This is a genomic window from Pedobacter fastidiosus (assembly GCF_014306625.1).
Classification (GTDB): Bacteria; Bacteroidota; Bacteroidia; order Sphingobacteriales; family Sphingobacteriaceae; genus Pedobacter; species Pedobacter fastidiosus.
In genome coordinates, this window is record NZ_JACRYL010000034.1 from 1 (window position 1) to 24,776 (window position 24,776).

Below are 24,776 nucleotides of genomic sequence, written 5' to 3' on the forward strand. Positions count from 1 at the left end.
AAAAAATAGACCCAAATAATGACTATTATTACACAACTAATTCAACATATTTGTCCAATTAATAAGGGGTCGGTACAAAACCACTTATAGGAAAGTTGAATGAATAGGGGTTGATTGATAAAGATATTTAAGAATTAATGGTTTATATTTCTCAACTATTTTAATATAAAGCATTTATAACTTAATTATAGGTACATTACATAAATGCTAGAAAAAATATTGGTGTTGGAGGACGACCAATCAAATTTGGACATTTTGAAAATCATGTTGGAATCTGAAAATTACACAGTAGAAGGAATTTATGATGCTAACAAGCTTAAAGATTCCCTGAAAGATTTTCAGCCGGATTTATTGGTTATGGACATTGACCTTGGTAATGCAGATGGGAGATTGTTATGCAATGAACTGAAATCAGATGCTAATTTTAAACAGATGCCCATAATTTTAATTACCGGAATATCACATAGCCAGATTGCAAAGATTGAATGTGAAGCTGATGCAATTATTGGAAAGCCATTCAATGTAAAGAATGTAATTTTAGCTGTAGATACACTATTAAGTAAGCTAGAAATTGAATAAGTTAAGAATTTAGACGTTCGAGAGCGTTAATTTAGATAAGGGGATGCAATGGATATTGCACCCCTTTTTTTGTTTGAGTATAAATACTTGAAATTAAAATAAATTATAAAATATTTTTTTCAATTGGATTAATTTGTATTAAATTAATTCTCGAATGAAAAAAAGACTACTAATAATTGATGATGACAGTGACCTTCAGGATGTTTTTTCATTTGTATTTGAAGAAAGTTCTTTTGAGATATTACCAGCATATGATGCTGATAATCTTGAATCAAAAATCTTTGACTTCAAACCCGATATTATATTACTAGATATTAGTTTGGGTTTGGATGATGGTTTAGTTATATGTAAGTACCTAAAGAATTTTGAACCAACCAAGCACATTCCAATTATTTTGCTTTCGGCAGGTATAGTTGATGATGAAACTATAGATTGTGGACAGGATAGAATAGTTAGTAAGCCTTTTGATGTTGATTACCTAGTTGGCGTTGTTGAAGATCTTTGTCAAAAGAAGATTATCTAACGAAATACCTACAAGCAAGAAGAGGGATAGAATGAAAGTTTTATCCCTTTTTTTATTAAATCCACTACGTCCCTAAAACATATAAGGTGTAAAGGTATAAATATGGAACGACGGTCTACTTCAACTGGACAGAAAATAGTAGAGTCCAATACTGTTTAAATTTAATTTCTATTAACCGCCTGCGAACTGAGAAAATGTGAGAGGACTTGTAATTGCATAGCACTAAGTAAATTAAAATTTTCGTTAAAAATACTTCATAGTTTGAAACAATCTCCATTTGCAATTACCTTGACGTTTACCATTAAGGGTTTAATTCCTGGTTGCATGGAAAAACAATTTTGCAAACCGTAATTATATATTTTAAACATGTAGTTATCACCTATCCGTGCATATGAACTTTGATATTGAAGACTTGGATTAACATTGAATCCGTTGTTTCTCAAAGTTAACTTGGCTTCCTCAATATTGTCGATTTTTCCAACAAACGACCTGAATGCAGATTTAGTATTTATTAGACATACTGATTTATCTTTTCTAATCGCTACGATGTAGTATGAGCAAAATGCTGGGCCACATGAAACAAAAAAGCCTGATCTACTAGAAATCCGCTTTGCAAGTCTTGCATACTTCAAATTTCCACTTGTGGAAACCACGTACCTTTTCGCTTTAATTGGTTCGAGCATAGTTGGGTTATAAACGCATTCCCAGTACTCAAATATCTCATTTGATATAATTTTTGCAAAATCGGAGTCATCAGAAGTAACTGCTAGGTAATTGTCGGGTTTATGAGATAATAGAGTAGAAGGAACAGCCAATGAAAAATTGACCAGCGCGATAAAGATTATAAATACTTTCATAAGCAATTGATGACAAGATATAAGAAAATCCACAAACCCAACTTAAATCTAACTTATTATATGCGTACCAGCATGCGTATGGAACGAGGGTCGTTGCAGTAAAGTTAGAAGAATGATGAAACGATCTGTTTTATGAAATAAAACACAAGGCTTACCGCGAACACGTGGTTACCAGAGAAACCTTGCTATTAGGCCGGCCTAAAAATCTCCCTGCTGAGTATCGACGTTTTTTCCTTTAGCTCCATCACGTGTGTTTAAAACTTTGTCCGGATTTTCTTGTTTTAGGCATAAAAAATAAACCAGATGAAAAAAAGATTCTTAACAGTCTTTGTTGTGCTGTTCAGTCTAGCGCTTAATGCTCAGGAAAAGGCAGCTAGGTCCTATAACCTTTTTCACCCTGTACCCCCGGGCATAGCTTAGAGAGATGGTAACCGACAGGCCGGATATAACCGAATCCCCGATAACTGTAGATGCAGGCCATTTCCAATATAAAACCGATCTTTTCAATAAAGATAAAAACCGTTTTCCTTGCAAGGAAGCTTGTTTTTTGTAATTCTAAGTTAGAAATCAGTGGTGAAAAGTCTGACAAACGTCTGCCAAACACCCCTAAAAATAGCAAAATGAGAATAGTAAAACCCTTATCAGAGTATCAAAAAGGCATATATGGAGAAATGTTAGGCGAATTTTTCAATCCGATTTTCTCCACTCATAAAATTAAAGCTTTTGTAATCGAATTCCATATTTAGTTCTCGAACAAACAAAATTTTGTATTCAACCCTTTATCACCTGAAATCCTATAGATATGTCATTAGCAGGTAGTGATAAGATGAACTAGTTCATAAGGCCTGCGACGGATAAATACTAAATTTAATTAGGCTGCCTAACGGATTGTACGACGGCTTGTAATCAATGTAGCCTGCCTGAACCAAATCTGATAGACATTTATGATATGTTGCTATAGACTTGATCCTCGAATATTGCATGAGTTTCTTTCTACAAATGAGAAATTCTATTTTAGGATCATCTTTACTGTGATGGAATATCGCCATGAAAAGTGAAATATGGGATGGAAAGAGTCGATTGTCCATTACTGCCTTTTTCAAAAAATCGTCTATTGGTGATGAAAGTTTCATACCTTATTTTATTCGGACCACTATTACTTTGGACTACCGTTCTCTAATAAATCCATGATGTTTCCGCGCTTATAATAAATTGTTTTGCCAACTATGCTATAGGCTATGGTTCCATTGATTCTCAGATTTTGCAGTGTTCCCTGAGAAATATTCAGAAGTTCTCTGACCTCAGCACTTCTCAACCAGTCTGATTTTTCTTTTGGCCGAGCCGATGCCGTGATGATTTGCTCTATTTGTTTTAACAGGTCTTCCTTGAAAATTTCCAGGTCTTCTTCAGTGATCAATGTTACCTTCATCATTTATTAATTTTCTAATATGATGCAATTTGGTTGATAATATTGGTTGCCTTTGGTTATCCTGTACAGGATAACCAAAGATTTATTTGTATTTCAATGTGGCTTTAATATTTAACGGTAAAGCAATCGGTAAGGAAAGCTTATTGAGGAAGAAAGAGTATACCATTACCCGTCGCAGGAGTATTTTTTGAAATAAAATATTAAGTAAATATTTATACTTAACTTTATGATTACGATTTGCAATCAAAAGATAAAAGAGGTGAGTTTTTGAAATAAAATTTCAAAAAATATATCTAAGACATTGAATTACAGTTAGTTAATTAGAGGGGTTCGACTCCCTTCGGCTCCACCAAAAAACAACCGTCATATTAATTTATGGCGGTTGTTGTTGTTTAAAGTCTAGTCAAAGCACGTATGTGTAATACTAAGTTTGGTAATTTACAGTATAATTGAAAATCCAAATAATGGACATCGAAAATTTTAAAACTACCCTGCAAAATGTTAGCCCAATTTCAGAGGATGAATGGCGAAATTTTGAACAATATTTTTCATGCCGTAAGCTTCATAAAAATGAAGTGCTATGGAATAAGGGGGAAATTTGTAACCACTTAATTTTCATCAACAAAGGATTAATCTATTGCTTTTATGATAAATTTGATAAGGAAATTGTTACCAATCTTTATTTTGAAAACTCAGTTTTTTATAATGATTATAGTTTCATACAGCAAGAACCTAGTATTCTGACTTATATTGCTTTAGAAATGACTGAGGTTATAGTTGTTCCAAGAATTGCATTATATGAAATGTTTGATAAATACAAATCGTTTGAAAGATTGGGGCGAATGATGGTTGAAAAGAATTATGCATTTTCCTTAAAAAAGGGATTAAATTTTAATGTAAATAATGCAGAAGAAAAATATTTGAACTTACTTACTTCTACACCAAGTGTAATACAAAGAGTTTCTCTAAAAATAATTGCCTCATATTTAAACATTACCCCTGAACACTTAAGCCGAATTAGGAAAAAGATATTTGTTTCAACCTCTTGATGTATGTTAAGCAAATAATTTTTTTTCCTAGCAAACATCAAGAAGGTATTAAATCCTTTATAAAGACATTTGTCACTTACTCAAATCAGACAAATGAAAAGAAAATATTTTTTAACAATTGCATCATTTATTGCGATTTCTGTTGGGATTTTCGCCCTATTTTTTCCGGTAACATTACAAGAAAGCAAAGGAACATTACCCAACAATGCAACTTATGTGTGGACATCGGAAGTTGGCGTTTTATTAATTGCTTTAGGTGTTATGGCATTTATTGTACGTAAAGAGGAGAATTCTAAAATGCTGAGCGCATTTTTATTCAGTAACTTTATCATACAAATTGGATTATTCACAATTGAATTGATTGCTTTTATGGATAAGATAATAACAAAGCCATCAGGCGTGATACCAAACTTAAGTATTCATATACTTTTATCTATTGGTTTTCTGTATTTCTTCCTAGCAAAAGAAAAATCATCTTAAAATGAAATTGAAGAATTTTTTTATTCTTTCTTAATATCGAAAGTCCAAATTACAGTGGACGATTTCTTGAGCGAACAAGCCCCTCATATTAATTTATGAGGGGTTTGTTATTTTCCATTGTTCTAAAGCAAATACTAATCGCTAAATTCAATACCTCACTTAAATGTTACCTCATAATCAAACGTTTGCGCAAAGTCTGCCTAGTGTTCTTTTATTTAGCATGCGTAACTTACAAATGGAATTAGTTAATCCATAATCAACATCTCAAAACCATAACCAAACACACAAATGAAACAATTATTTACCCTCGCATTAATTGCAACAGGATTAACCACCTTTGCGCAAACTGCAAAAAAAGATCCAGCAACTATTCTGATTACCCCAAATCAAACCCTCTCAAAGAACGATACCGTTTTTAGGAAACAGATTTCAAAATGGAGTGATCAGATTTTAAAAAGTACCGATTACAAACACATTAAAGCTCAGCCTTCATCAGCGGTTTTTCCGGGAGAGGCCAAAGCTGGTTATAAATTCATCAGTGAAAATGTAACGATTGAGCATCAAAAAATGGCTGATAGCTTGGTGGGCATTGTTTCTACTTTAGGTTATTCGGGCATAGAGAGCGAAACTATGTATAGTAATGGTTTGTATGCTGTTGCTGGAGAATTTATTGAAATTGAAGTACCAAAAGGTACAAACATTAACGGGCTTGAAGTACAGATTGGTGCGCATAGCGATCGTTTAGATACTTGGGTTGCTGGTGGTGAAGACTGGCGAAGAATGCCCATAATTACCAAAAAACAGAAATTGGTGGTGGGTAAAAATTTCTTAACCTCTCCATTTGGGGGTTTAATTTACATCGATCTAAGTTCTAAAGCAGAAAGTAGAAAAATAGATTTCAAAATCAGTCATGCCATAAGTTCTCCAAATTTCATCCTCGGAAAAACCTCTCTTACAGATTGGCAAGAACAGCTTAAAAATAATAAAGCACCGTGGGGAGAACTGGCTTCGGGGAATGTAATTTTAACTTTGCCCGATAGTGTTTTGCAAATGATTAAAAATCCAGAAGAGGTAGTGAAGCTGTGGGATTTAATTGTAGGTGGAGAAATGGAATTGGCGCAGATGCCGGTCCCGTTTTACAGAGCACAGCGTTTGGTGCCTGATGAGCATATTGGCGGAGGTTACATGCACAGCGGTTACCCAATCATGATTCATCATTCACCCACTCGGCACATGCTCTCTAACGAAATTATGGCTGATCCAAATTTATTAATGAAGCCAAGTGGTGGCGGTGCGAATTGGGGATTTTTCCATGAAATTGGGCATAATATGCAAAATCTAAATTGGGTTTTTGGCGGTACAACCGAAGTGAGCAATAATTTTTTCTCTTTATATATGTTCGATCGGTTAATTGGCGGACGAGATAATGCACATGGAGCAATTTCTAATGCGAATACACAAAAGCAGATGAAGAAGTACTTTGCAGATGGACCAAGCTATGAAAAATGGCAAAACGATCCTTTCTTGGGATTGATTATGTTTCGCCAAATGCAGGAAGCCTTTGGGTGGGAAAGTTTTAAAGCATTTTTTAGAGCTTACCAAAAAATTGGTCCAAGTATAGATAAATTAGACGACCAGCAAAAACGTGATTTGTGGGTTAAAACGTATTCCAATATTGTAAAAAGAAACTTGGTGCCTTTTTGGAATAAATGGGGCGTAAGCATCAGCGAGGCTACAGATAAAGAATTGTCGGTTTATCCGCAGTGGATGCCTTATAACTTTCCACCACAAAATTAATGAGGGAGATTACATTTTAATTTGAATAAAAAAGGGAACGATCACAGATCGTTCCCTTTGGTTTTAAGTTGTAATAATTTTAAACTGTTCTTCCTGGGTATTGTTGTAAAGCTACTTCCAAACAATCCATTGCGGTATTTAAATCATCGGTATTTAGAACATAAGCCATTCTAACCTCGTTCTTTCCAGAACCTGGAGTAGAATAAAAGCCAGTAGCAGGCGCCATCATAACGGTTTGGTTGTTATAATTAAAGTCTTCTAAAATCCATTGGCAAAATTTGTCTGAATCATCAATAGGGAATTTAGCCACCACATAGAATGCCCCGCCTGGGTTTGGACAAAATACCCCCTCAATTTTATTCAACCGACTAACTAAAGTATCTCTGCGCAAGGTATATTCGGTATTCACTTTTTCGAAGTAACTATCAGGGGTATCAACCGCTGCGGTTCCAGCAATTTGTTCTACCATACCGGGGCTTAATCTTGCCTGAGCAAATTTTAATCCTGAAGCTATAACTTCTTTGTTTTTTGTGATTAAACAGCCTAAACGAGCGCCACAAGCACTGTAACGTTTTGAAACTGTATCCATAATTACCACGTTTTCATCTAAACCATCTAAGTGCATCGGAGAAATAAATTCTCTACCATCGTAACAGAATTCGCGATAAGCTTCATCCGAAAACAAGAAAAGATCATATTTAACACAAAGCGATTTTAAAGCTTCTAATTCTTCTCTAGAGCATAAATAACCTGTTGGGTTATTAGGGTTACAAATAATAATCGCTTTGGTTTTCTCCGTGATTAATTTCTCAAATTCAGCAATAGGAGGTAATGCAAAGCCATTTTCTATGTAAGATAGAATCGGTTTCACCACAACGTTACTCATGCAGGCAAAGCCATTATAATTTGCATAAAAAGGTTCGGGAATAATAATTTCATCACCTTCATTAACACAGGTTTGCATGGCAATTGTAATCGCTTCTGATCCACCAACGGTAACCAATATATTTTCGGGCTTAATGTTATAGCCTAACTTATTATAATATTCAGTAAGTTTTGTACGATAAGCCAAAGTGCCTTCTGATGGCGTATATGCCCAAACGTTGAAATCAATATTCTTAATTGCATTCAACATTCCTTCAGGTGTTTCAATATCCGGCTGACCGATATTTAAATGGAAAACCTTTTTTCCGTCCTGTTTAGCTTGATCTGCAAATGGAGTTAACTTTCTGATTGGCGATGCAGGCATCTGCAAGCCTTTTTGTGAAATTTTTGGCATGGCACAAAAATAAAAAAGTCCCGATGAAAATCGGGACTTTTTAAATATTATCGATTAAAAAATTATTTTGATGTTGCTGCAACAGTTTCGCCTTTGATATAAAGAACTTTAACTGGAGTTTTAGCATTTGAAGTAACTGTTACTGTTTTAGAAAATGTAGATGGACCAGCAGCTGCATTAAACGTTACCGAAATAACACCAGTTTCACCTTTTTTCAATGGTGTGATTGTATATTTAGGAACAGTACATCCACAGCTACCTTCAGCTTTGGTAATAATTAATGGCTCTTCGCCAACGTTAGTGTATTTAAAATCGTAAGTAACAGGCTTGCCCATTACAATTTTACCGAAATCATGTGTTTCAGCTTCAAATTTAAATTCTGCAGGTTTACTTTGTGCGTTAGCAACAATGCCGAAACCCAATACAAAAGCGAATAATACTAAGATCTTTTTCATGTTATGTGTTTGAAAGTTATTTTTTTTAAATTTTATAAAACAATTTATAAAACAAATTTAATGTTTTAAGATTAAAACAAAAACTATTCCAATTATATTTTATTAGTCCATATATAATTTTACAATCAAGGATAAAGGCAAACTTTTAATTTTGTATATATTTGCCACAACCAATATTTGATTACGATGCAGAATGAAAAACTGATCACCAATTCTATTGATGCTTCTGAATTAAGTTTTAACGATTTTAAATCAATTGTTATAAACGACTACAAAATTGCCTTCGAGAGTAGGCAAGCCAGTGTTTTAGGACGTAGAGAAGTGTTAACGGGAAAGGCGAAGTTTGGCATTTTTGGCGATGGTAAAGAAGTTCCGCAAGTGGCTATGGCTAAGGCTTTTAAAAATGGCGACTGGCGTTCTGGGTACTATCGTGATCAAACTTTTGCCTTTGCAACAGGCATCTCCACCATCAAAGAATTTTTTGCACAATTGTATGCAAATCCTGCTGAGGGTGCCGATCCATTTTCTGGTGGGAGACAAATGAATTGCCATTTTGCAACAAAATCTGTAAACGAAGATGGGAGCTGGAACGATTTAACGCAAATTAAAAACTGCTCATCAGATATATCTCCAACAGGGGGACAAATGGCTCGTTTAGTTGGTTTAGCCTATGCATCGAAGCTTTTTAGAAATAATAAAGAATTAGATTACCTAAAAAACTTCTCTGTAAATGGCAATGAAGTGGCTTTTGGAACCATAGGGAATGCATCAACATCAGAAGGTGTATTTTTTGAGGCCATAAATGCTGCCGGCGTTTTGCAAATTCCAATGGCGATTTCTATCTGGGATGATGCTTACGGAATTTCAGTTCCTGCAAAATATCAGACCACTAAAGAAGATATTTCTGAGGTTTTAAAAGGCTTTCAACGCGATTCTGAAAATTTAGGATACGAAATATATAAAGTTAAAGGTTGGGACTATCCTGCTTTGTGCGAGGTTTATGAAAACGCAATTAATGTTTGTAGAGAGGAGCATGTACCTGTTTTAATTCACGTTACAGAGCTTACGCAGCCTCAAGGGCATTCCACTTCGGGTTCTCATGAGCGTTACAAATCTAAAGATCGCTTAACTTGGGAAGCAGAACACGATTGTATTTTAAAAATGCGGGAGTGGATGTTGGAATCGGCTATTGTTACCGAAGAAGAAATTGCAGAAGTAGAAAAAAACGCAAAGATTTTTGTTAGAAATGCTCAGAAAGAAGCTTGGAATGAGTTTTTGGATAGCATTAAACCAGAACAAAAACAAGTTATCGATTTTATAAATAATTTGGCAAAACATCAGCCAGAACTCGCTAAAATCAGCTCTGGTTTAGCTTCTACAGCAGATGCGCAACGAAGAGAAGTTTTTACAGCAGCTCGTAAAGCCATTCGTTTATCTGCAAAATTTAGTTCGGCAGAACGCGATGAGTTTTTAACTTGGTATAAAGAACAAACTGATCTAAATAAAGAAAGGTATAATTCTAAGTTACATACTGAAGGAAAAGAAAGTCCGAATAATATTCCTGTTGTTGATGCGGAATATGACGATTTATCGAAAATGGTTGATGGACGGGAAGTTTTAAACGCCTGTTTCAACGAAAATTTCGCCAGAGATCAACGACTTGTGGCATTTGGGGAAGATTTGGGGAATATTGGGGATGTAAACCAGGGATTTGCCGGTTTACAGGCGAAATTTGGGGAATTGAGGGTTACCGATACAGGTATTCGCGAAATGACGATCATGGGTCAGGGAATAGGTTTAGCCATGCGAGGCTTAAAACCAATTGCTGAAATTCAATATCTAGATTATTTAATTTTTGCTTTAAATGTACTTAGTGATGATCTAGCTTCACTTTCTTATCGTACCAAAGGGATTCAAAAAGCACCAGTTATAGTGCGCACAAGAGGACACCGCTTAGAAGGTGTTTGGCATTCAGGTTCTCCAATAAGCATGCTTTTGGGCTCGTTAAGAGGTTTGCATTTATGTGTTCCACGCAATATGACGCAGGCAGCGGGAATGTACAATACGCTTTTCAGAGCCGATGAACCTGCCGTAGTTATCGAATGTTTAAATGGTTATAGGTTAAAAGAAAAGTTGCCTAAAAATGTCGGTGATTTTACGGTTCCTTTGGGTAAAGCTGAAGTTTTGGAAGAAGGAATGGATATTACTGTAGTTTCATACGGCTCTACATTAAGAATTATTCAGGAAGCAGCCGAAGAATTGGCAACTATGGGGATTTCTGTAGAAATTATCGATCCTCAAACACTCCTGCCATTTGATAACACAAACGTTTGTGCAACTTCTCTGGCCAAAACCAACAAACTCTTAGTGGTTGATGAAGATGTGCCAGGAGGTGCTTCAGCTTATATTCTGCAAGAAATTTTAGAGAAACAAAAAGGATATTTCTTGCTTGATGGTCAACCACAAACATTAACCGCAAAAGCGCACCGCCCACCTTTTGGTTCGGATGGAGATTATTTTAGCAAACCTTCAGTTGATGATGTGATTGAGACCATATACAAAATGATGCATGATGCAAATCCATCAAAATACCCAAGTATCTTTTAAAAATTTCAAATAAGGCTTTCTAAATCAGGATTCTAAATATCAATAAGACTTTGAAGTTATGATCCAATTCATCGTAAGCGGTAATTTATTTCTTTCATAATTGTGGAATGGATCAATTTTATTTAAAAAATGTAATATTGTTGTTAGGTAGTAATGACAATTTTATATTACTTTTATAAAAGTATCCCTAAAATTCTGTCCCATTATGCTCTACAAACATCCTAAAAGGAGAAAGGTATCTCTACCTACGCAAAACTTTCAGTTCATATTTATAAGTTAATGCAGTTTCTGTGTTTAACCTATTGAAATATTGCGCTTTAGATCATGCTAGAATGATTGAAAAACCTAATCATATAAGGTTTTTTATATTTTTATGTTTGATGTTTTTTGCCATTCCATATTGTTTTTCGCAAACTCAGGAACAACAAAGGGATTTGGATAATTTATTAATTCTTAATCAGAACAATACAAAATCAGATTCTACAAAACTCATTCTCTTAACCAAAGTGTACCGTCAGTATATGAAGATGCGAAATTTTGAGAAGGTGGACGAATATGTTGATGAAACGATTCAATTGGCTCAGAAACTTAATCTTCGAAGATATTCGTTTAATGCTTATTACCGTAGAGGATTGTTTAACCATGGTTTTAACAAATATCAAAAGGCTGAAGAAAATTATTTTAACGCAATAAAAGAAGCAACAGCTTGGAAAAATCTTAATCAAGTTGCGGGTTGTTATTTGAGTTTAGGTGCGCTTTACATGGAAATTCCAGATTACGCAAAATCCCTGGAAATGAACCAAAAGGCTCTAGATCTTTATCAGAAATATGGTGATGAAGGCAACGTAGCCGACTGCTTTACTAATATCGCTGAGGTTTATCAAGATCTTCATCAACAGGCAAAAGCGTTAGATTACCTAAAAAAAGCGCTTAAGGTATATTTAAAGGAAGGAGAAAAAAGTAGAGGTACGGCTGTTGTTCACCTGAGTATGGGTTTGGCTTATTTCGGTGCTTCTAAAGAGGAGCAAGCCAAAATGGAAATTCCACCGAACCAACGACTCACTATTGCATTGGATTATTTTAATAAGTCTTTAAAAGGTGCCGAGTTAATTGAAGATGATGGAATTGTAGCGGAATCTATTAAATCTATTGGTGATGTTTATGCGGAAATGGGCGATAAAAATCTGGCTTTAAAGTCCTATCAAAAAGCAATTCAAATTAGTAAAACGGCTGATAATAAAATTAATTATTCGGAGAGTCTTTATGCTTTAGGCGATTTTTATAAAAAGCAAAAAGATTACGATAATGCAGTTGTTCTCTTAGCCAATAGTATTAAAGTAGCAGAAGAAAATAAATTTTTTGATAATCAAAAGAATTCTGCCTACGCTTTGAGCGAGGCTTATGAAGAATTGGGTGATTTTGATCGATCTTTAGCTTATTATAAACAATATGTAGAAATTAAAGATCAGATTTTTAATCAAGAAAAGGAAAAGGAAATTACTCGTCAGCAGATGAGGATTGATTTTGGCGTAAAAGAAAGAGACTATCTTTTCCGACAAAAAATTACCGATGGTGAGCTTCAACGCCAGTTTTTATTGGCAAAACAACAACAACAACAATTAAAGCTTCGTAAGCAAGAGCTTGCCATTAGCGATCGGGATAATGATTTGCAGAGGATAAATTACCTCACTAAAAAGCACGAATTGGAAAATGCTAAAAAACTCCAAAAGAGTGATTCAATAAGTGCTCAGCTTCAATCTATAATATCGAATAAAAAAATAAGTACTCAAGAACAACAGATTAAATTTGATTGGAAAGTTAAAATTTTTCTAACTGTTGGTATCACTTTGGTTTTGCTAACGGCCGTAATTATATTTTTTAATCAGAGAAAAACCACACGACTTAATAAAATCATTAATAAGCAAAAACGTGAATTGGAGCAATTGAGCAGGGTTAAGGATCGTATTTTCAGTGTGGTAAGCCATGATATGCGTACGCCAGTTAATTCGCTCATCTCATTTATACAAATGTTGGAGGAGGGAAATATAGAGCAGGATAAATTAAATCGTTATGCCGCTTCGCTTAAAAATAACCTAACCTATACTTCTACAATGATGGAAAACCTGCTCAATTGGGCCGCTAGCCAAATGCAAGGTTTTAACCCTTACTTAGAAGAATTAAACGTTCAAGAAACAACAACAGAAGTTATTAATACGCTTAAACAACATGCCCTACAAAAAAATATAAGCGTTAATAATCATATTGAAGAAGGTACTTTTTGCAAGGCTGATTCGAACATGCTTTCGCTGGTTTTGAGAAATCTGATTAGTAATGCAATTAAATTTACCCCGAATGAAGGTTCTGTTACTATAAATGCTGTAACCGTGAATGATGAATTACACATTAACGTTTCTGATACTGGAGTTGGTATGTCGCCTGCACAGATCAGTCATTTTAATAAGCCGGGTTATCTCGGTTCTGGGGTGAGTACGCTCGGCACAAATAAAGAAAAAGGAACTGGTTTAGGGTTATTGTTGTGTAGAACTTTTATCAGCTTAATGGATGGTGAGATTAGCGTTAATGCAGATTATAAATCAGGGAGCCAGTTTGTAATTTCACTAAAGCAAAATAAAGGATAGATAAAACAATTCGTAAACAGGCTATTTTATAAACCTGGAAAGTGTTTTCTTATCGATTGATTTCTCCAGCAATTCCTGCCTGTTTGATGCACTTATTGGTACTGTAAAGTCAAAATCTAAATGAACTTCGTGGTTGGTTAAAGTAGTGATGTGATTAATATTGATGATATATTGTTTATGCACCCTTCTAAACGTGTGCGATGGCAATTGTTTCTCAAGATTTTTAAGGCTTACCAATACCACATGTTTATCATCGCCGGTGTAGATTTTTGAAAAATCGCCCATGCTTTCAATGTAAATCACATCGTGATATTTTAATTTGCTTATACCTTTAGTTTCTCTAAAGAAGAAAAAATCATCTGTATTGGCTTGAGTAAGCTCTTCATTCGTTTCTTTCCCAACTAAATTTTTTAAATCGATATATTCAATCGCTTTGTTTGTAGCCTTTAATAATCTTTCAAAAGTTGCGGGTTTTACAATAAAATCGATAGCATCTAGATCAAAACTTTCTGCCGCGTAGTGGCTATGAGAAGAAATAAATATAAATTGGGGGTGCTTTTTTAACGTTTTTAATAAAGACATTCCAGAAAGTTCGGGCATATCAATATCAGAAAAGACGATATCAACATCGTTTTTATTTAAAAATTCTGCCGCTTCTATACCATTGGTACAAACAGCAACAATTTGTAGCGACGAGATTTTTTTAAGGTGCATTTCAATTGCATCTCTCTCTATCTCGTTGTCATCTACGATTAAACAACTATATATCATTTAGGGACTGATTTTTAAAAGCAATAATAATAATACGGAAATTAAAGATAACGGTTTAAACTTTAACTAAAAAAGGTATTTTTAACCTTTTTGTAAACAATAATTGACACAATTTAATAGTAATTGGTCTATTTTTTATGTTTTTTTTCTCCTGAATAAAGTTTTTCTCCTGCTTTTATTTCTATTTGAAGGTCGTTTTCTTCTGGCGGAACTGGACATCTGTATCCATCGCTATAAGCGCAGTAAGGGTTGTAGGCTTTGTTAAAATCTATTTCTATGGCTTTTTTTTTAATATCGTTTACGTTTAAATCGATGTATCTGCCTCCGCCATAAGTTTCTTTATTGTTGGTTTGGTCTGTAAAAGGTAAGAAGAGTAAATTTTTATAGGCTGGATTATTGGCTAGCGCATTGCTTTTGTACAAAGTCATTTTTGTTGATTCACCATTCAAATTGAAGCTAATTTTAGCATATCTGTAAAATTCTTTACTCGTTCCATCATAAGTAGGCATCTTGAATACCTTCTCGTTTTTTAAAATTTCTACAGTAGCTTCAACTTTATAATTGCTATCTGCATCATAAAAATGCAGATTATCCAGGTCTTTTTCTTTTAACGGCGCATAATTATCCTTAACAAAATCTTGTTTGTAGCTTTCGCGATGTTTTGCAATTTGCTCCGAATAAGATTGAGCAAATGAATTTAGGCTAAAGAAAAGAAATAGGATAGGGAGGATTTTCATGGTATTTATTTAACTGTATTCTATTTAAGAATTGCCGTCATTGCGAGGTACGAAGCAATCTAATTAGCGAATGAGATTGCTTCGTACCTCGCAATGACGGTTTATATCTATAATATACTTACCTTATTTCTTAAAAACTGATCTGCTAAAACCAATGCGGCCATTGCTTCCACAATAACCACCGCTCTTGGAACTACACAAGGATCGTGGCGACCTTTTCCTTTAATTTCTGCAGATTCGCCAGCAGCATTAATGGTTTGCTGGTTGTGCATAATTGTAGCAACTGGCTTAAAAGCCACCTTAAATGTAATGTCCATTCCATTCGAAATGCCACCTAAAATTCCGCCAGCAAAATTGGTGGTCGTAATGAAGCCTTTCCCATCTGGGGAAGGGTTTGGGATGGGGCGGTCATTGTGTTGCGAACCTAATAGTTCACTTCCAGCGAAGCCTGAGCCATATTCGAAACCATGAACGGCATTTATGCTCAGCATTGCTTTACCTAAATCGGCATGTAATTTATCGAAAACCGGTTCGCCTAAACCTGCTGGGCAACCTTTTACAATACAAGAAATTTTTCCGCCAACGGTATCACCATCTTTCCGAACTGAATCTATAAACTCAATCATCTCGTGAGCGGTCGCTGGATCGGCACAACGAACAATGTTTTCTTCCCTAATTTGAAGTAAGGCAGATAAATCGTTGCTTTCCAGATTTGGGGCATCAATTTTTCCAACAGAAGTTACATGAGCAAAAATCTCAATTTCTTGTTGTTTTAAAAGTAATTTTGCGATTGCTCCGGCAGCCACACGTGCTGCAGTTTCACGAGCCGAAGAACGACCTCCGCCACGATGATCGCGAATGCCATATTTTGCATCATAAACGTAATCTGCATGGCTTGGACGGTAAACATCAACATTATGTCCATAATCTTTTGATCGTTGATCTTCATTCGGAATCAAAAGCGCAATCGGTGTTCCAGTACTTTTCCCCTCGAAAACGCCTGATAAAATTTGAACTGTATCACTTTCTTTTCTTTGGGTTGTAATCTTAGATTGACCTGGTTTGCGCTTATCCAATTCTGACTGGATAAAATCCAAATCGATATCCAATTGCGCCGGACAGCCATCAATAATTACCCCAATGGCAACGCCATGAGATTCGCCAAAGGTGGTTATGCGAAATAGTTGTCCGAATGAGTTACCTGCCATTTGTATTTTAGATTTTTGAATTTAGATTTTAGAATGGGATAGTCCATTTAAAAACATAAAGTCTAGTTTACTTTTATTTTTTTTAATCTTTATTCTTTGCTCTTTTATCTTTGTTCCTCAACAGAGAACCCCGCTTTTTTCAAATCTTCCCAAAAATAAGGATAAGATTTTTCTACAACCTGCATTTCTTCAATTTCGACTTCGTTTATTAAGAGTGCAAGTGGAGCAAAAGCCATAGCCATGCGGTGGTCTTCGTAGGTTGCAATGGTAATTTTATCTGGAAAATGAAGCTCATCCGTATTAAGCGTGTAAACCAAATCGTCTTCAGTTAAGGTTACGCCAATTTTGGCCAGTTCATTTTGTAAAGCCGCAATGCGATCAGTTTCCTTAATTTTTAAGGTTTCCAAACCAGTAAAAGCCATATTTTTACCTAGTGCTGCAGCGATAACAATTATAGTTTGAGCTAAATCAGGACAAGTTTTTAAGTCCAATACACCCCCAGCCCCTAAAGGGGCTTTTGATTTTTCTAAGGAAATTCCTGTTTCAGTTTTGCTTGTTGCAATTCCAAAAATCTTCATGATTTTTTGAATCTGACTATCGCCCTGAAGGCTTTTATCTTTTAAAGCCGGTAAACTAATTTCTGCTTCTTCGGCTAATGCAGCGATGCTATACCAATAAGAAGCCGCACTCCAATCAGGTTCTACAACCAATGTTCCAGATTGGAATGATTGTGGTGCGATAGAAATTAAGTTTCCATTCCAAGAATGTTGAATTCCAACTTCTGTAAGCATCTCCAAAGTCATATCCACATAAGGCTTCGAAGTTAATTCTCCTTCAATTTCTAAAGTTAATCCTTGTGGAAGTGTAGGAGCGATCATCAGCAATGCTGAAATATATTGACTGCTCACATCGCCTTTAATTTTTACAAGGGATGTTTTTTGATTTAAAGGACCATTAATTGTTAAAGGAGGGAAGCCTTCGTTTTCTGCGTAAGTGATATCTGCGCCAATGGTTTTTAGAGCTTCTGCTAAAATTCCAATCGGGCGTTGTTTCATTCTTTCTGTTCCTGTTAACAAAAAATTACCGTTTTTGGCAGATAAATACGCAGATAAGAAACGCATCGCTGTTCCTGCAGGGCCAACATCCACCAACGTAGAATCTTGTGTTTGAGGCTCAGAACTTTCGCCAGATTCATCGCTCCAGACCCCTAATTTATTTAAGATCCCATTTAGGGTAACCGTATCAGCCGCATTAGAAAGATTTTCTACTTTGACTAAATTTTTACTTAAAGCGCTAATAATCAAAGCTCTATTGCATTCGCTTTTCGAGCCTGTCAATTGGATTTCCGTGTTAATGTTCTTATTTCCTTTAAAAGAAACTAAGGCGTTTTTTGACATTGTATTCTGTTTTTTGCCCCACCCAACCCTCCCCAGAAGGGAGGGTTTAGTTAGGAGCTTAGTATTTGCTAATTTGAAAAATCATCATTGTGAGGTGTTAAACAACCAAATTAGATTGCTTTCCTGAAGTTCGGGTTAAACACTGCCTCGCAATGACGTGATGCCTTAGACTTTGATTTTCACTTTGGTCTTTAGGATTTAGTCTTTAACCTTATTTAGCTACTTCAGTATGTTGTTCTGCAGCGATGCCTTGAGCAACTTTACCTGCGTTCATAATTTCTGTTTGTTTGCGGATAGATTCTCCGTGCATTAATTCTAAGAATTTCTCCGTAAAGTTTAAATCTAATTTTAAAGCCTTTGCAAAAGCGTGTCCTTTTTTAATGATAGCATCCCAACGGTTAACCTGTAAAATAGTTACTTGGTTATCGCGTTTAAACTCACCAATTTTTTCTACAATTGCCATACGCTCACCTAATTTCTGCAATAAAATATCATCAATTTTATCGATAGAAGAACGTAAATCAGCCAATTTATCAACAAAAGCTTCGTTAGTAGATTCTGGTTCACGAACGGTTAAACGATCAACCAATTCTGATAAAGCCGCAGGTGTAACTTGTTGTTTAGCATCCGTCCATGCAACCGAAGGATCAACATGAGATTCGATCATTAAGCCTTGCATATCTAAATCTAAAGCTTTTTGAGAGATGTAAGGAATTAGCTCACGGTTACCGCAAATATGGCTTGGATCATTAATAATCGGCAATTCAGGACATAATGTTTTTAATTGAATCGCAAGTTCCCACATTGGTTCGTTACGGAAAGAGCTTTTTTCGTAAGAAGAAAATCCACGGTGAATTGCGCCTAATTTAGTAATTCCAGCACCATTGATTCTTTCTAAAGCGCCAATCCAAAGTTGTAAATCTGGATTTACTGGATTCTTAACCAATACAGGGATATCAACACCTTTTAAAGCATCAGCAATTTCTTGAACAGTGAAAGGATTTACTGTAGAACGAGCACCAATCCAAAGGATATCAACACCAGCTGCCAAAGCTTCTTCAACGTGTTTTGCATTTGCAACTTCAACTGCAGTTGGTAAACCAGTTTCTGCTTTTGCACGTTTTAACCATTCTAAACCAATGCTTCCGATTCCTTCAAATTCTCCCGGGCGGGTACGTGGTTTCCAGATTCCTGCTCTTAAAACAGATACTTTGCCTGTTGCCGCTAATAAATGAGCGGTAGTTAATAATTGTTCTTCAGTTTCTGCACTGCATGGGCCAGAAATGATTAATGGCTCATTGTTAATGTTTAACCAAGTGTTTAAAGGTTGGATGTTTAAATTAAGTTTCATGTTTATGGAGTTGTAGTATTTTATTATTCTGTTTAATCGGTTATTTGTTTAATTGGTTAATGATTCATTGCACAATTAACCAATTTGTACAATTTAAACGCATAACCTTTATTTCCTTTAGACTTTATCGTTCTTTTGATATTCTCCGAGGATGTTAAAATTCGAAGTGTATTTTAAAGCTTTTCTTACGGCTTTATCGTATTTTTCTGTACTTGGCCATTCCAAATCGACATAGAAATAATATTCATTTCTTTTTCCTAAAACGGGCATAGATTGAATTTTGGTTAAGCTAACTTCCTGTTCTGCAAAGATATTTAATACAGTTGCCAGAGAGCCTGCTTTGTGGCCAACTTGAAAACATATTGAAGCTTTATTTATTTTCTTTCCTTCATCTGTCTTATCTTTTTTAAGGATCAGGAAACGAGTATAGTTTTTCTTATTTGATTCTACACGACGTTCTAAAATGTTTAAGCCGTAAAGTTCTGCAGCTAAACTGTTTGCGATGGCCATTGTATCTGTCAGTTTTTCTTCTTGGATGCGTTTTGCACAAGCTGCTGTATCGTTACTTTCTACGATTTTAATGTGCGGATAATCGTAAAAGAAATCGATGCATTGACGAATAGCGATAGGGTGTGAGGTTACAATTTTGATATCCTCGAACTTTACACCAGGCAAGGCCATTAAGTGCAGTTGAATAGGTAAATAAACCTCTCCAACAACAGAGAAACCGTAATCGCGAATGAGGGTGTAGTTTGGTAATAAGCTCCCAGCAATAGAATTTTCAATCGCCATAACTACAAAATCAGCTTCGTTTTTTTCTAGCTTATCGCAGGTTTCTTTAAAAGAATTACATTCAACAGCTTCAATGTCCTTACCGAAGAATTTGTAAGCAGCTTCTTCGTGAAAAGATGCTTTGATACCTTGAATAGCTACTCGTTTTGTCGTTTCCATTTTTGTGTAAAACAAAAAAGTCCCGGCTGTTTGCCGGGACTTTTTTATACATTTTAATATTGTTATATATCTTATTGCATATTAGCCCCGGCTCTTACTAAAATAGTAAAAGTAACCAAAGCTATAATATGTGTTTTTATTTTGCATTTCTTTTTTGTTGAGCCAAATGTAATAACAAAATTTAATTTGTCAATAGGAAAATGAAATTATTTTTAATAAAATTTAATTTTGTTTAGTTTGGGCTGTTTTCAAGATGAGTATGAAATACTAAAAATGGGGCTCGTAATCGCTATTCATCGTTGCTTGAAAGCAACGGAATGAAACGCATAAAGCAGTAAATAGTTATTTTAGTTAAACTTTTACTATTCATTACAGACTACTTTAACTCTTTAATTCGGCAATTATCAAATTTAGAATTTAAGTGCAATATAAAATTTGCCAATATTATAGGCCATCAATTATATCTTGAATGTCTTTCTTTGAAATAGTCACATCCTCAGATTTATCATAAATGTAAATCATTGTGATCGTGTTTTCAGTTTGTAGGTAAGCATTAATTCTAATTGAGTTAAATCGTTAACTAGTGATAAATGTTTCTTTTTTAAATGTTTTGCTTTTTTGATGAAAATAGAGGAATAAATAATTTTTATTCCTCTGTCATATATCGCTTAAAGATAAAGGTGAAATGTATCCATCTTTAATATCCTTTGCTTCTTTTATACCTTGTTTGATTCCATTAAGCAATTCTTGCTTTTTAGAACTTTGGATAACTTTTGCATCAATTCTTTTAAGTCTCTAAAAGAAATTGAGTGTCATTATCCTTTACATGAATGGTTAATGTTTTCATAGCAAATAGACTATACCCAAAAATACAAAAATATATTTTGAGTTCTATTTGTAATTTATTTCATGAGCAGTTTTAAGCTTTTAAACCAGATAGCAATGGAAATACTTTTAAAATTGTAGCTGCCCTGAATATGCTATCATTCTGAGGCAAAACGAATCTACCTTTGATGAAACAAAACAGATTATTAATTAATATTTTCTTAGATATTAATGCTATGCAGATCTTAGTGCCACAGCATTACAGAAGTTTTAAAGATTGTAGTGAATAGCAGGACTGCATTAACCAATAGCGCAGAACCAACAATTTCCAAAATCCTCTAAACAAAAAATGGCCTGTAAAATACAGACACTATTTATAATTTTCTTTCCTACGATATCCAAATATTATCCTGTTGAGCTTAACGTTTGTTGTTGCCCATTTATATCTTTTACCTTATTGTATTGTTTTTCTTTCTCTTCAGCGTCATGCAATTCCTGTTGCATAATTTTTGCGATTTTGGTGCTTCCATCGTGGCTCCATCCCGGAGGATTTAGTATATATTTTACCTTATCCATAAAAGTTGGTGCTTTTTTAACATCAGCTTTTAATGCGATGAATTCATGAAAAATGATATTCACTGGGCCTGTATCTTTTGGCTGGGTAGTTAAGCCATATTTAATTACGTCTTCTGGTAATTCTGCCTGAAAAGTGCCAAACCATCTATCCCAAAGGATTAATACCATGCCCATGTTTTTATCTAAATAACGCACGTTACTGGCATGATGAACACGGTGGTGCGATGGTGTTACAAAAACATACTCATACCATTTAGGGAACTTAATGTTGTATTGCGTGTGTACCAAGTTGCCGTAAATTTGAGTTACAAGATAGGCAAACAAGATATCCATCGCCGTGAAACCCATAAATGCCAAGGGCAAATAGAAAAACACGCGGTACAATGGCTCGAAAACGGTTGAACGAAATCCTGTAGTTAAATTGAAATGCTCTGATGAGTGATGCGTAACATGCATTGCCCAAAAAAAGCGAACATAGTGCCCAACGGTATGCAGAAACCAATACAGAAAATCTTGTGCAAGAATTAAAACTGTCCAGTAAATCCAGATATTAGAGATTTGAAACAACCGGAATTGATAGCAATATTCTAACAAAAAGAATGTCGCCGTTTTCATGCCAAGGTTAATTACAATTGCCGAAACCATTAAGTAAATATTGGTCCAAGTGTCGCGTTTGGTATATAATTTTCTGTCGTGCGCATAGCTGAAATACATTTCAACCAACGTTAAAACGATTACAAAGCCAAATAATGCGCCTACAGAAATATCACTTCCGGTGTACTTCATTTTATAAACTGTTATAATAATCTAAACTGCTCAAAATATCTGCAGTACTTACACGGCAGTTAAACGTGCACTTACCAATGTTTTCTAAAAGTGAGAATAGAATGTTGCCATCCTCATTCTTTTTATCACTTTGCATCAACTCTAAAAGCGTATCAAAGCTTTCTTTTTTAATCTTGTATTTGGGATATAACGATAAAATATATTCGCTAAGATCTTTCAATTCCTCTTTTGTTAAATTACAGTTCTTGATGGATAACGCTGCTTCGCAAACAAAACCAATGGCAATTGCTTCCCCATGGGTTAACGGTTTTTTATCGTTCGCTAAAGAATAACTTTCTACCGCATGGCCAATGGTATGACCGAAATTTAAAATCTTCCGTAGATTTTTCTCATGAGGATCAATCGTTACTACCTCGTTTTTAATTTCAACCGAGCGATAGATATCTTCTGCTGATGGTGTTAAATAATCAGTAGTTTTTAGTTTTTCATAGTAAGCTTTATCATAAATTAAACCGTGTTTTATCATTTCGGCAAAGCCTGATAAAAGTTCGCGTTTAGGTAAAGTTTCTAGAAATTTAGTTTCAATAAAAACCATCTGCGGTAAAGTAAACGTACCCACCATGTTTTTAACATTATCGATATCAATTCCGGTTTTGCCACCAACAGAAGCATCTACCTGAGATAAAAGGGTAGTAGGCACATTAATAAAATCGATTCCACGTTTATATGTCGATGCGATAAAACCACCCATATCGGTAATTACACCACCGCCAAGATTGATCATTAAGCTTTTGCGATCTGCTTCGAAATCCAAAAGGGTTTTCCAAATGCCAATGCAAAAATCTATGTTTTTGTTTTCTTCGCCTGCGGAAGTTTCAATCAAATCAAATTCAGAAAAATCATCTAATAAAGCTTGAAAAACAGGCAAGCAAATTTCGCTGGTGTGTTCATCGGCAAGTACAAATATCTTGCTGTACTTATTGCTTTCCAAAAGTACTTTTAAATCTGCTAATCCACTTTCAAAATATAGGCTGTGGCCTGCGCTGGTTAAAGTTTCCATTAAATTACTTCAATTTTATCTTGTCCGAAAGTTATAATGTCGCCAACTCTAACTTTATAGCGTTTACGAAATTCAACTTCGCCATTACATTTCACCGTTCCATCTTCTACGGCGGTTTGGGCATCGCCACCACTACCAACCAATCCGGTTGCTTTTAACAGCTGGATTAATGGAATAAATTCGCCCTCTAATTTGAATTGTATCATTTTGTTGCAAAAATACAATTATTTACAGCTTTTTGGTTTTAACAATGGATGGTTTTTATAATTTTGCATCCGTCTGACTTATTAAACATTTTATAAATGGATTTATCCCCCAATAAACAACCCAACTTTGATAATACAGAAGTTGCTTTCCGCCAAAAAACCAATGCTGAACTGAAAAAAGCTTTTTGGCTTTTTAAAATGATTGGCAGTAATTTTTTAACTAAAGTTGGGCCAGCAATTACAAATTTCTTTTTGAATATTGGCTTACCGATTCAGGGCGCAATAAAGGCGACTATCTTTCAGCAATTTTGTGGAGGGGAAACCATCGCAGAGTGCGATAAAGCCGTAGATCAATTGGCTAAGGGTGGCGTTGGAACTATTTTGGATTACTCGGTTGAAGGGGAAGAAGAAGAAAAAGTATTTGATGAAACGTGCGAAGAAATTATCCGAACAATTTTAAGAGCCGACGGAGATGCAAAAATTCCCATTACCGTTTTTAAAATTACTGGAATTGGCCGATTTGCTTTATTACAAAAATTAGATGCTAAAGAAAGCTTATCAGAGCAAGAAAAAGCAGAATTTGAAAAGGTTAAACTTCGTTGCGAAATGATTTGCGGTACTGCTTTTGATAAAAAAGTACCGATTATGATTGATGCCGAAGAAACGTGGATTCAAAATACCATTGATGAATTGGCTTTAGATATGATGCGCAAGTTTAATCGCGAAGGCATTATCGTTTACAATACCTACCAAATGTATCGCCATGATAAATTGGCCGATATGAAAGCCGATCATTTAATTGCAAAAGCCGATGGATTTATTCTAGGTGTGAAAATGGTTCGCGGAGCATACATGGAAAAGGAGCGCAAAAGAGCATTAGAAATGGGCTATCCATCTCCAATTCAGAAAGATAAAGAATCATCTGATCAAGATTATAATGAATCTTTGCGTTATTGTGTAGATCATATTGAAGAAATTGCCATTGTTGCCGGTACGCATAACGAAGATAGTAGTCGCTTGTTAACTTATCTTTTAGATGAGAAAAAAATAGCCCATAATCATCCGCATATTTACTTTGCCCAACTTTTAGGAATGAGCGATAACTTGAGCTTTAACCTTGCAGATTCAAATTACAATGTAGCCAAATATGTTCCTTATGGCCCGATAAAAGCTGTTATGCCATATTTGTTCCGCAGAGCACAAGAAAATACTTC

The 24,776-nt window shown here is 35.0% G+C and carries 22 protein-coding genes; 9 read left to right on the forward strand and 13 right to left on the reverse strand.

Translation table 11 applies throughout. The annotated features are described in order from the left end of the window. Window positions 1-204: 204 nt before the first annotated feature. Window positions 205-579, forward strand: a complete 375-nt coding sequence (locus H7U22_RS21865) for a response regulator (protein ID WP_187073472.1) — start codon at window positions 205-207, stop codon at window positions 577-579. Window positions 580-733: 154 nt separating this feature from the next. Further along, window positions 734-1,102, forward strand: coding sequence for a response regulator transcription factor (locus H7U22_RS21870; RefSeq protein ID WP_187073473.1), 369 nt, complete (start codon window positions 734-736; stop codon window positions 1,100-1,102). Window positions 1,103-1,356: 254 nt separating this feature from the next. Here H7U22_RS21870 and H7U22_RS21875 read toward each other — a convergent pair whose 3' ends face one another. After that, a complete protein-coding gene (locus H7U22_RS21875) occupies window positions 1,357-1,959 on the reverse strand; it encodes a hypothetical protein (protein WP_187073474.1) in 603 nt (200 codons plus the stop codon). Window positions 1,960-2,429: 470 nt separating this feature from the next. Here H7U22_RS21875 and H7U22_RS21880 point away from each other — a divergent pair, with 470 nt between their 5' ends. Continuing rightward, a complete protein-coding gene (locus H7U22_RS21880) occupies window positions 2,430-2,705 on the forward strand; it encodes a hypothetical protein (RefSeq protein ID WP_187073475.1) in 276 nt (91 codons plus the stop codon). A gap of 410 nt (window positions 2,706-3,115) precedes the next feature. Here H7U22_RS21880 and H7U22_RS21885 read toward each other — a convergent pair whose 3' ends face one another. Beyond that, window positions 3,116-3,391 carry a helix-turn-helix domain-containing protein gene (locus H7U22_RS21885; RefSeq protein WP_317173022.1) on the reverse strand — a complete coding sequence of 92 codons (276 nt, stop codon included), beginning with the start codon at window positions 3,389-3,391 and terminating at the stop codon, window positions 3,116-3,118. A 461-nt stretch (window positions 3,392-3,852) separates the two neighbouring features. On the opposite strand from H7U22_RS21885, the gene H7U22_RS21890 reads away from it, so the two are divergent. The 3 genes from H7U22_RS21890 to H7U22_RS21900 all read left to right on the forward strand — a co-directional run bounded on the left by H7U22_RS21890 (window position 3,853) and on the right by H7U22_RS21900 (window position 6,714). Next, window positions 3,853-4,437 carry a Crp/Fnr family transcriptional regulator gene (locus H7U22_RS21890; protein ID WP_187073476.1) on the forward strand — a complete coding sequence of 195 codons (585 nt, stop codon included), beginning with the start codon at window positions 3,853-3,855 and terminating at the stop codon, window positions 4,435-4,437. A gap of 93 nt (window positions 4,438-4,530) precedes the next feature. Next, window positions 4,531-4,917 carry a hypothetical protein gene (locus H7U22_RS21895; RefSeq protein ID WP_187073477.1) on the forward strand — a complete coding sequence of 129 codons (387 nt, stop codon included), beginning with the start codon at window positions 4,531-4,533 and terminating at the stop codon, window positions 4,915-4,917. Between the two features lie 288 nt (window positions 4,918-5,205). Next, window positions 5,206-6,714, forward strand: coding sequence for a M60 family metallopeptidase (locus tag H7U22_RS21900; RefSeq protein ID WP_187073478.1), 1,509 nt, complete (start codon window positions 5,206-5,208; stop codon window positions 6,712-6,714). 79 nt (window positions 6,715-6,793) lie between these two features. Here the strand turns inward: H7U22_RS21900 and H7U22_RS21905 are convergent, their stop codons facing one another. Both H7U22_RS21905 and H7U22_RS21910 read right to left on the reverse strand, forming a co-directional pair. Further along, window positions 6,794-7,993 (reverse strand): pyridoxal phosphate-dependent aminotransferase, encoded by a 1,200-nt coding sequence (locus tag H7U22_RS21905; RefSeq protein WP_187073479.1) that lies wholly within the window; start codon window positions 7,991-7,993, stop codon window positions 6,794-6,796. 62 nt (window positions 7,994-8,055) lie between these two features. Next, window positions 8,056-8,448 (reverse strand): DUF1573 domain-containing protein, encoded by a 393-nt coding sequence (locus H7U22_RS21910; protein ID WP_187073480.1) that lies wholly within the window; start codon window positions 8,446-8,448, stop codon window positions 8,056-8,058. Window positions 8,449-8,634: 186 nt separating this feature from the next. On the opposite strand from H7U22_RS21910, the gene H7U22_RS21915 reads away from it, so the two are divergent. Next, on the forward strand, window positions 8,635-11,055 hold the full coding sequence (locus tag H7U22_RS21915; protein ID WP_187073481.1) for an alpha-ketoacid dehydrogenase subunit alpha/beta: 2,421 nt from the start codon (window positions 8,635-8,637) through the stop codon (window positions 11,053-11,055). Window positions 11,056-11,489: 434 nt separating this feature from the next. Continuing rightward, window positions 11,490-13,694 (forward strand): tetratricopeptide repeat-containing sensor histidine kinase, encoded by a 2,205-nt coding sequence (locus H7U22_RS21920; protein ID WP_187073482.1) that lies wholly within the window; start codon window positions 11,490-11,492, stop codon window positions 13,692-13,694. Between the two features lie 21 nt (window positions 13,695-13,715). On the opposite strand, the gene H7U22_RS21925 is transcribed toward H7U22_RS21920, so the two are convergent. The 9 genes from H7U22_RS21925 to H7U22_RS21965 all read right to left on the reverse strand — a co-directional run bounded on the left by H7U22_RS21925 (window position 13,716) and on the right by H7U22_RS21965 (window position 23,562). Further along, on the reverse strand, window positions 13,716-14,465 hold the full coding sequence (locus H7U22_RS21925) for a LytR/AlgR family response regulator transcription factor (RefSeq protein WP_187073483.1): 750 nt from the start codon (window positions 14,463-14,465) through the stop codon (window positions 13,716-13,718). Between the two features lie 128 nt (window positions 14,466-14,593). Continuing rightward, window positions 14,594-15,202, reverse strand: coding sequence for a DUF1684 domain-containing protein (locus H7U22_RS21930; RefSeq protein WP_187073484.1), 609 nt, complete (start codon window positions 15,200-15,202; stop codon window positions 14,594-14,596). 107 nt (window positions 15,203-15,309) lie between these two features. Continuing rightward, on the reverse strand, window positions 15,310-16,410 hold the full coding sequence (gene aroC / locus H7U22_RS21935; RefSeq protein WP_187073485.1) for a chorismate synthase: 1,101 nt from the start codon (window positions 16,408-16,410) through the stop codon (window positions 15,310-15,312). 104 nt (window positions 16,411-16,514) lie between these two features. Further along, window positions 16,515-17,807 carry a 3-phosphoshikimate 1-carboxyvinyltransferase gene (gene aroA / locus H7U22_RS21940; protein WP_187073486.1) on the reverse strand — a complete coding sequence of 431 codons (1,293 nt, stop codon included), beginning with the start codon at window positions 17,805-17,807 and terminating at the stop codon, window positions 16,515-16,517. Window positions 17,808-18,018: 211 nt separating this feature from the next. After that, window positions 18,019-19,158 carry a chorismate mutase gene (locus H7U22_RS21945; RefSeq protein ID WP_187073487.1) on the reverse strand — a complete coding sequence of 380 codons (1,140 nt, stop codon included), beginning with the start codon at window positions 19,156-19,158 and terminating at the stop codon, window positions 18,019-18,021. A 117-nt stretch (window positions 19,159-19,275) separates the two neighbouring features. Beyond that, entirely contained in the window at window positions 19,276-20,109 is an 834-nt protein-coding gene (locus H7U22_RS21950) for a prephenate dehydratase (protein ID WP_187073488.1), read from the reverse strand. A 1,230-nt stretch (window positions 20,110-21,339) separates the two neighbouring features. Further along, a complete protein-coding gene (locus H7U22_RS21955; RefSeq protein WP_187073489.1) occupies window positions 21,340-22,296 on the reverse strand; it encodes a sterol desaturase family protein in 957 nt (318 codons plus the stop codon). A gap of 1 nt (window position 22,297) precedes the next feature. After that, window positions 22,298-23,356 carry a 3-dehydroquinate synthase gene (gene aroB / locus H7U22_RS21960; protein ID WP_187073490.1) on the reverse strand — a complete coding sequence of 353 codons (1,059 nt, stop codon included), beginning with the start codon at window positions 23,354-23,356 and terminating at the stop codon, window positions 22,298-22,300. After that, a complete protein-coding gene (locus H7U22_RS21965; RefSeq protein WP_187073491.1) occupies window positions 23,356-23,562 on the reverse strand; it encodes an RNA-binding S4 domain-containing protein in 207 nt (68 codons plus the stop codon). The genes aroB and H7U22_RS21965 overlap by 1 nt, the downstream gene beginning before the upstream one ends. A 96-nt stretch (window positions 23,563-23,658) precedes the next feature. Here H7U22_RS21965 and H7U22_RS21970 point away from each other — a divergent pair. Then, window positions 23,659-24,776 (forward strand): proline dehydrogenase family protein (locus H7U22_RS21970; protein WP_187073492.1); only part of this gene is annotated, 1,118 nt, incomplete at its 3' end.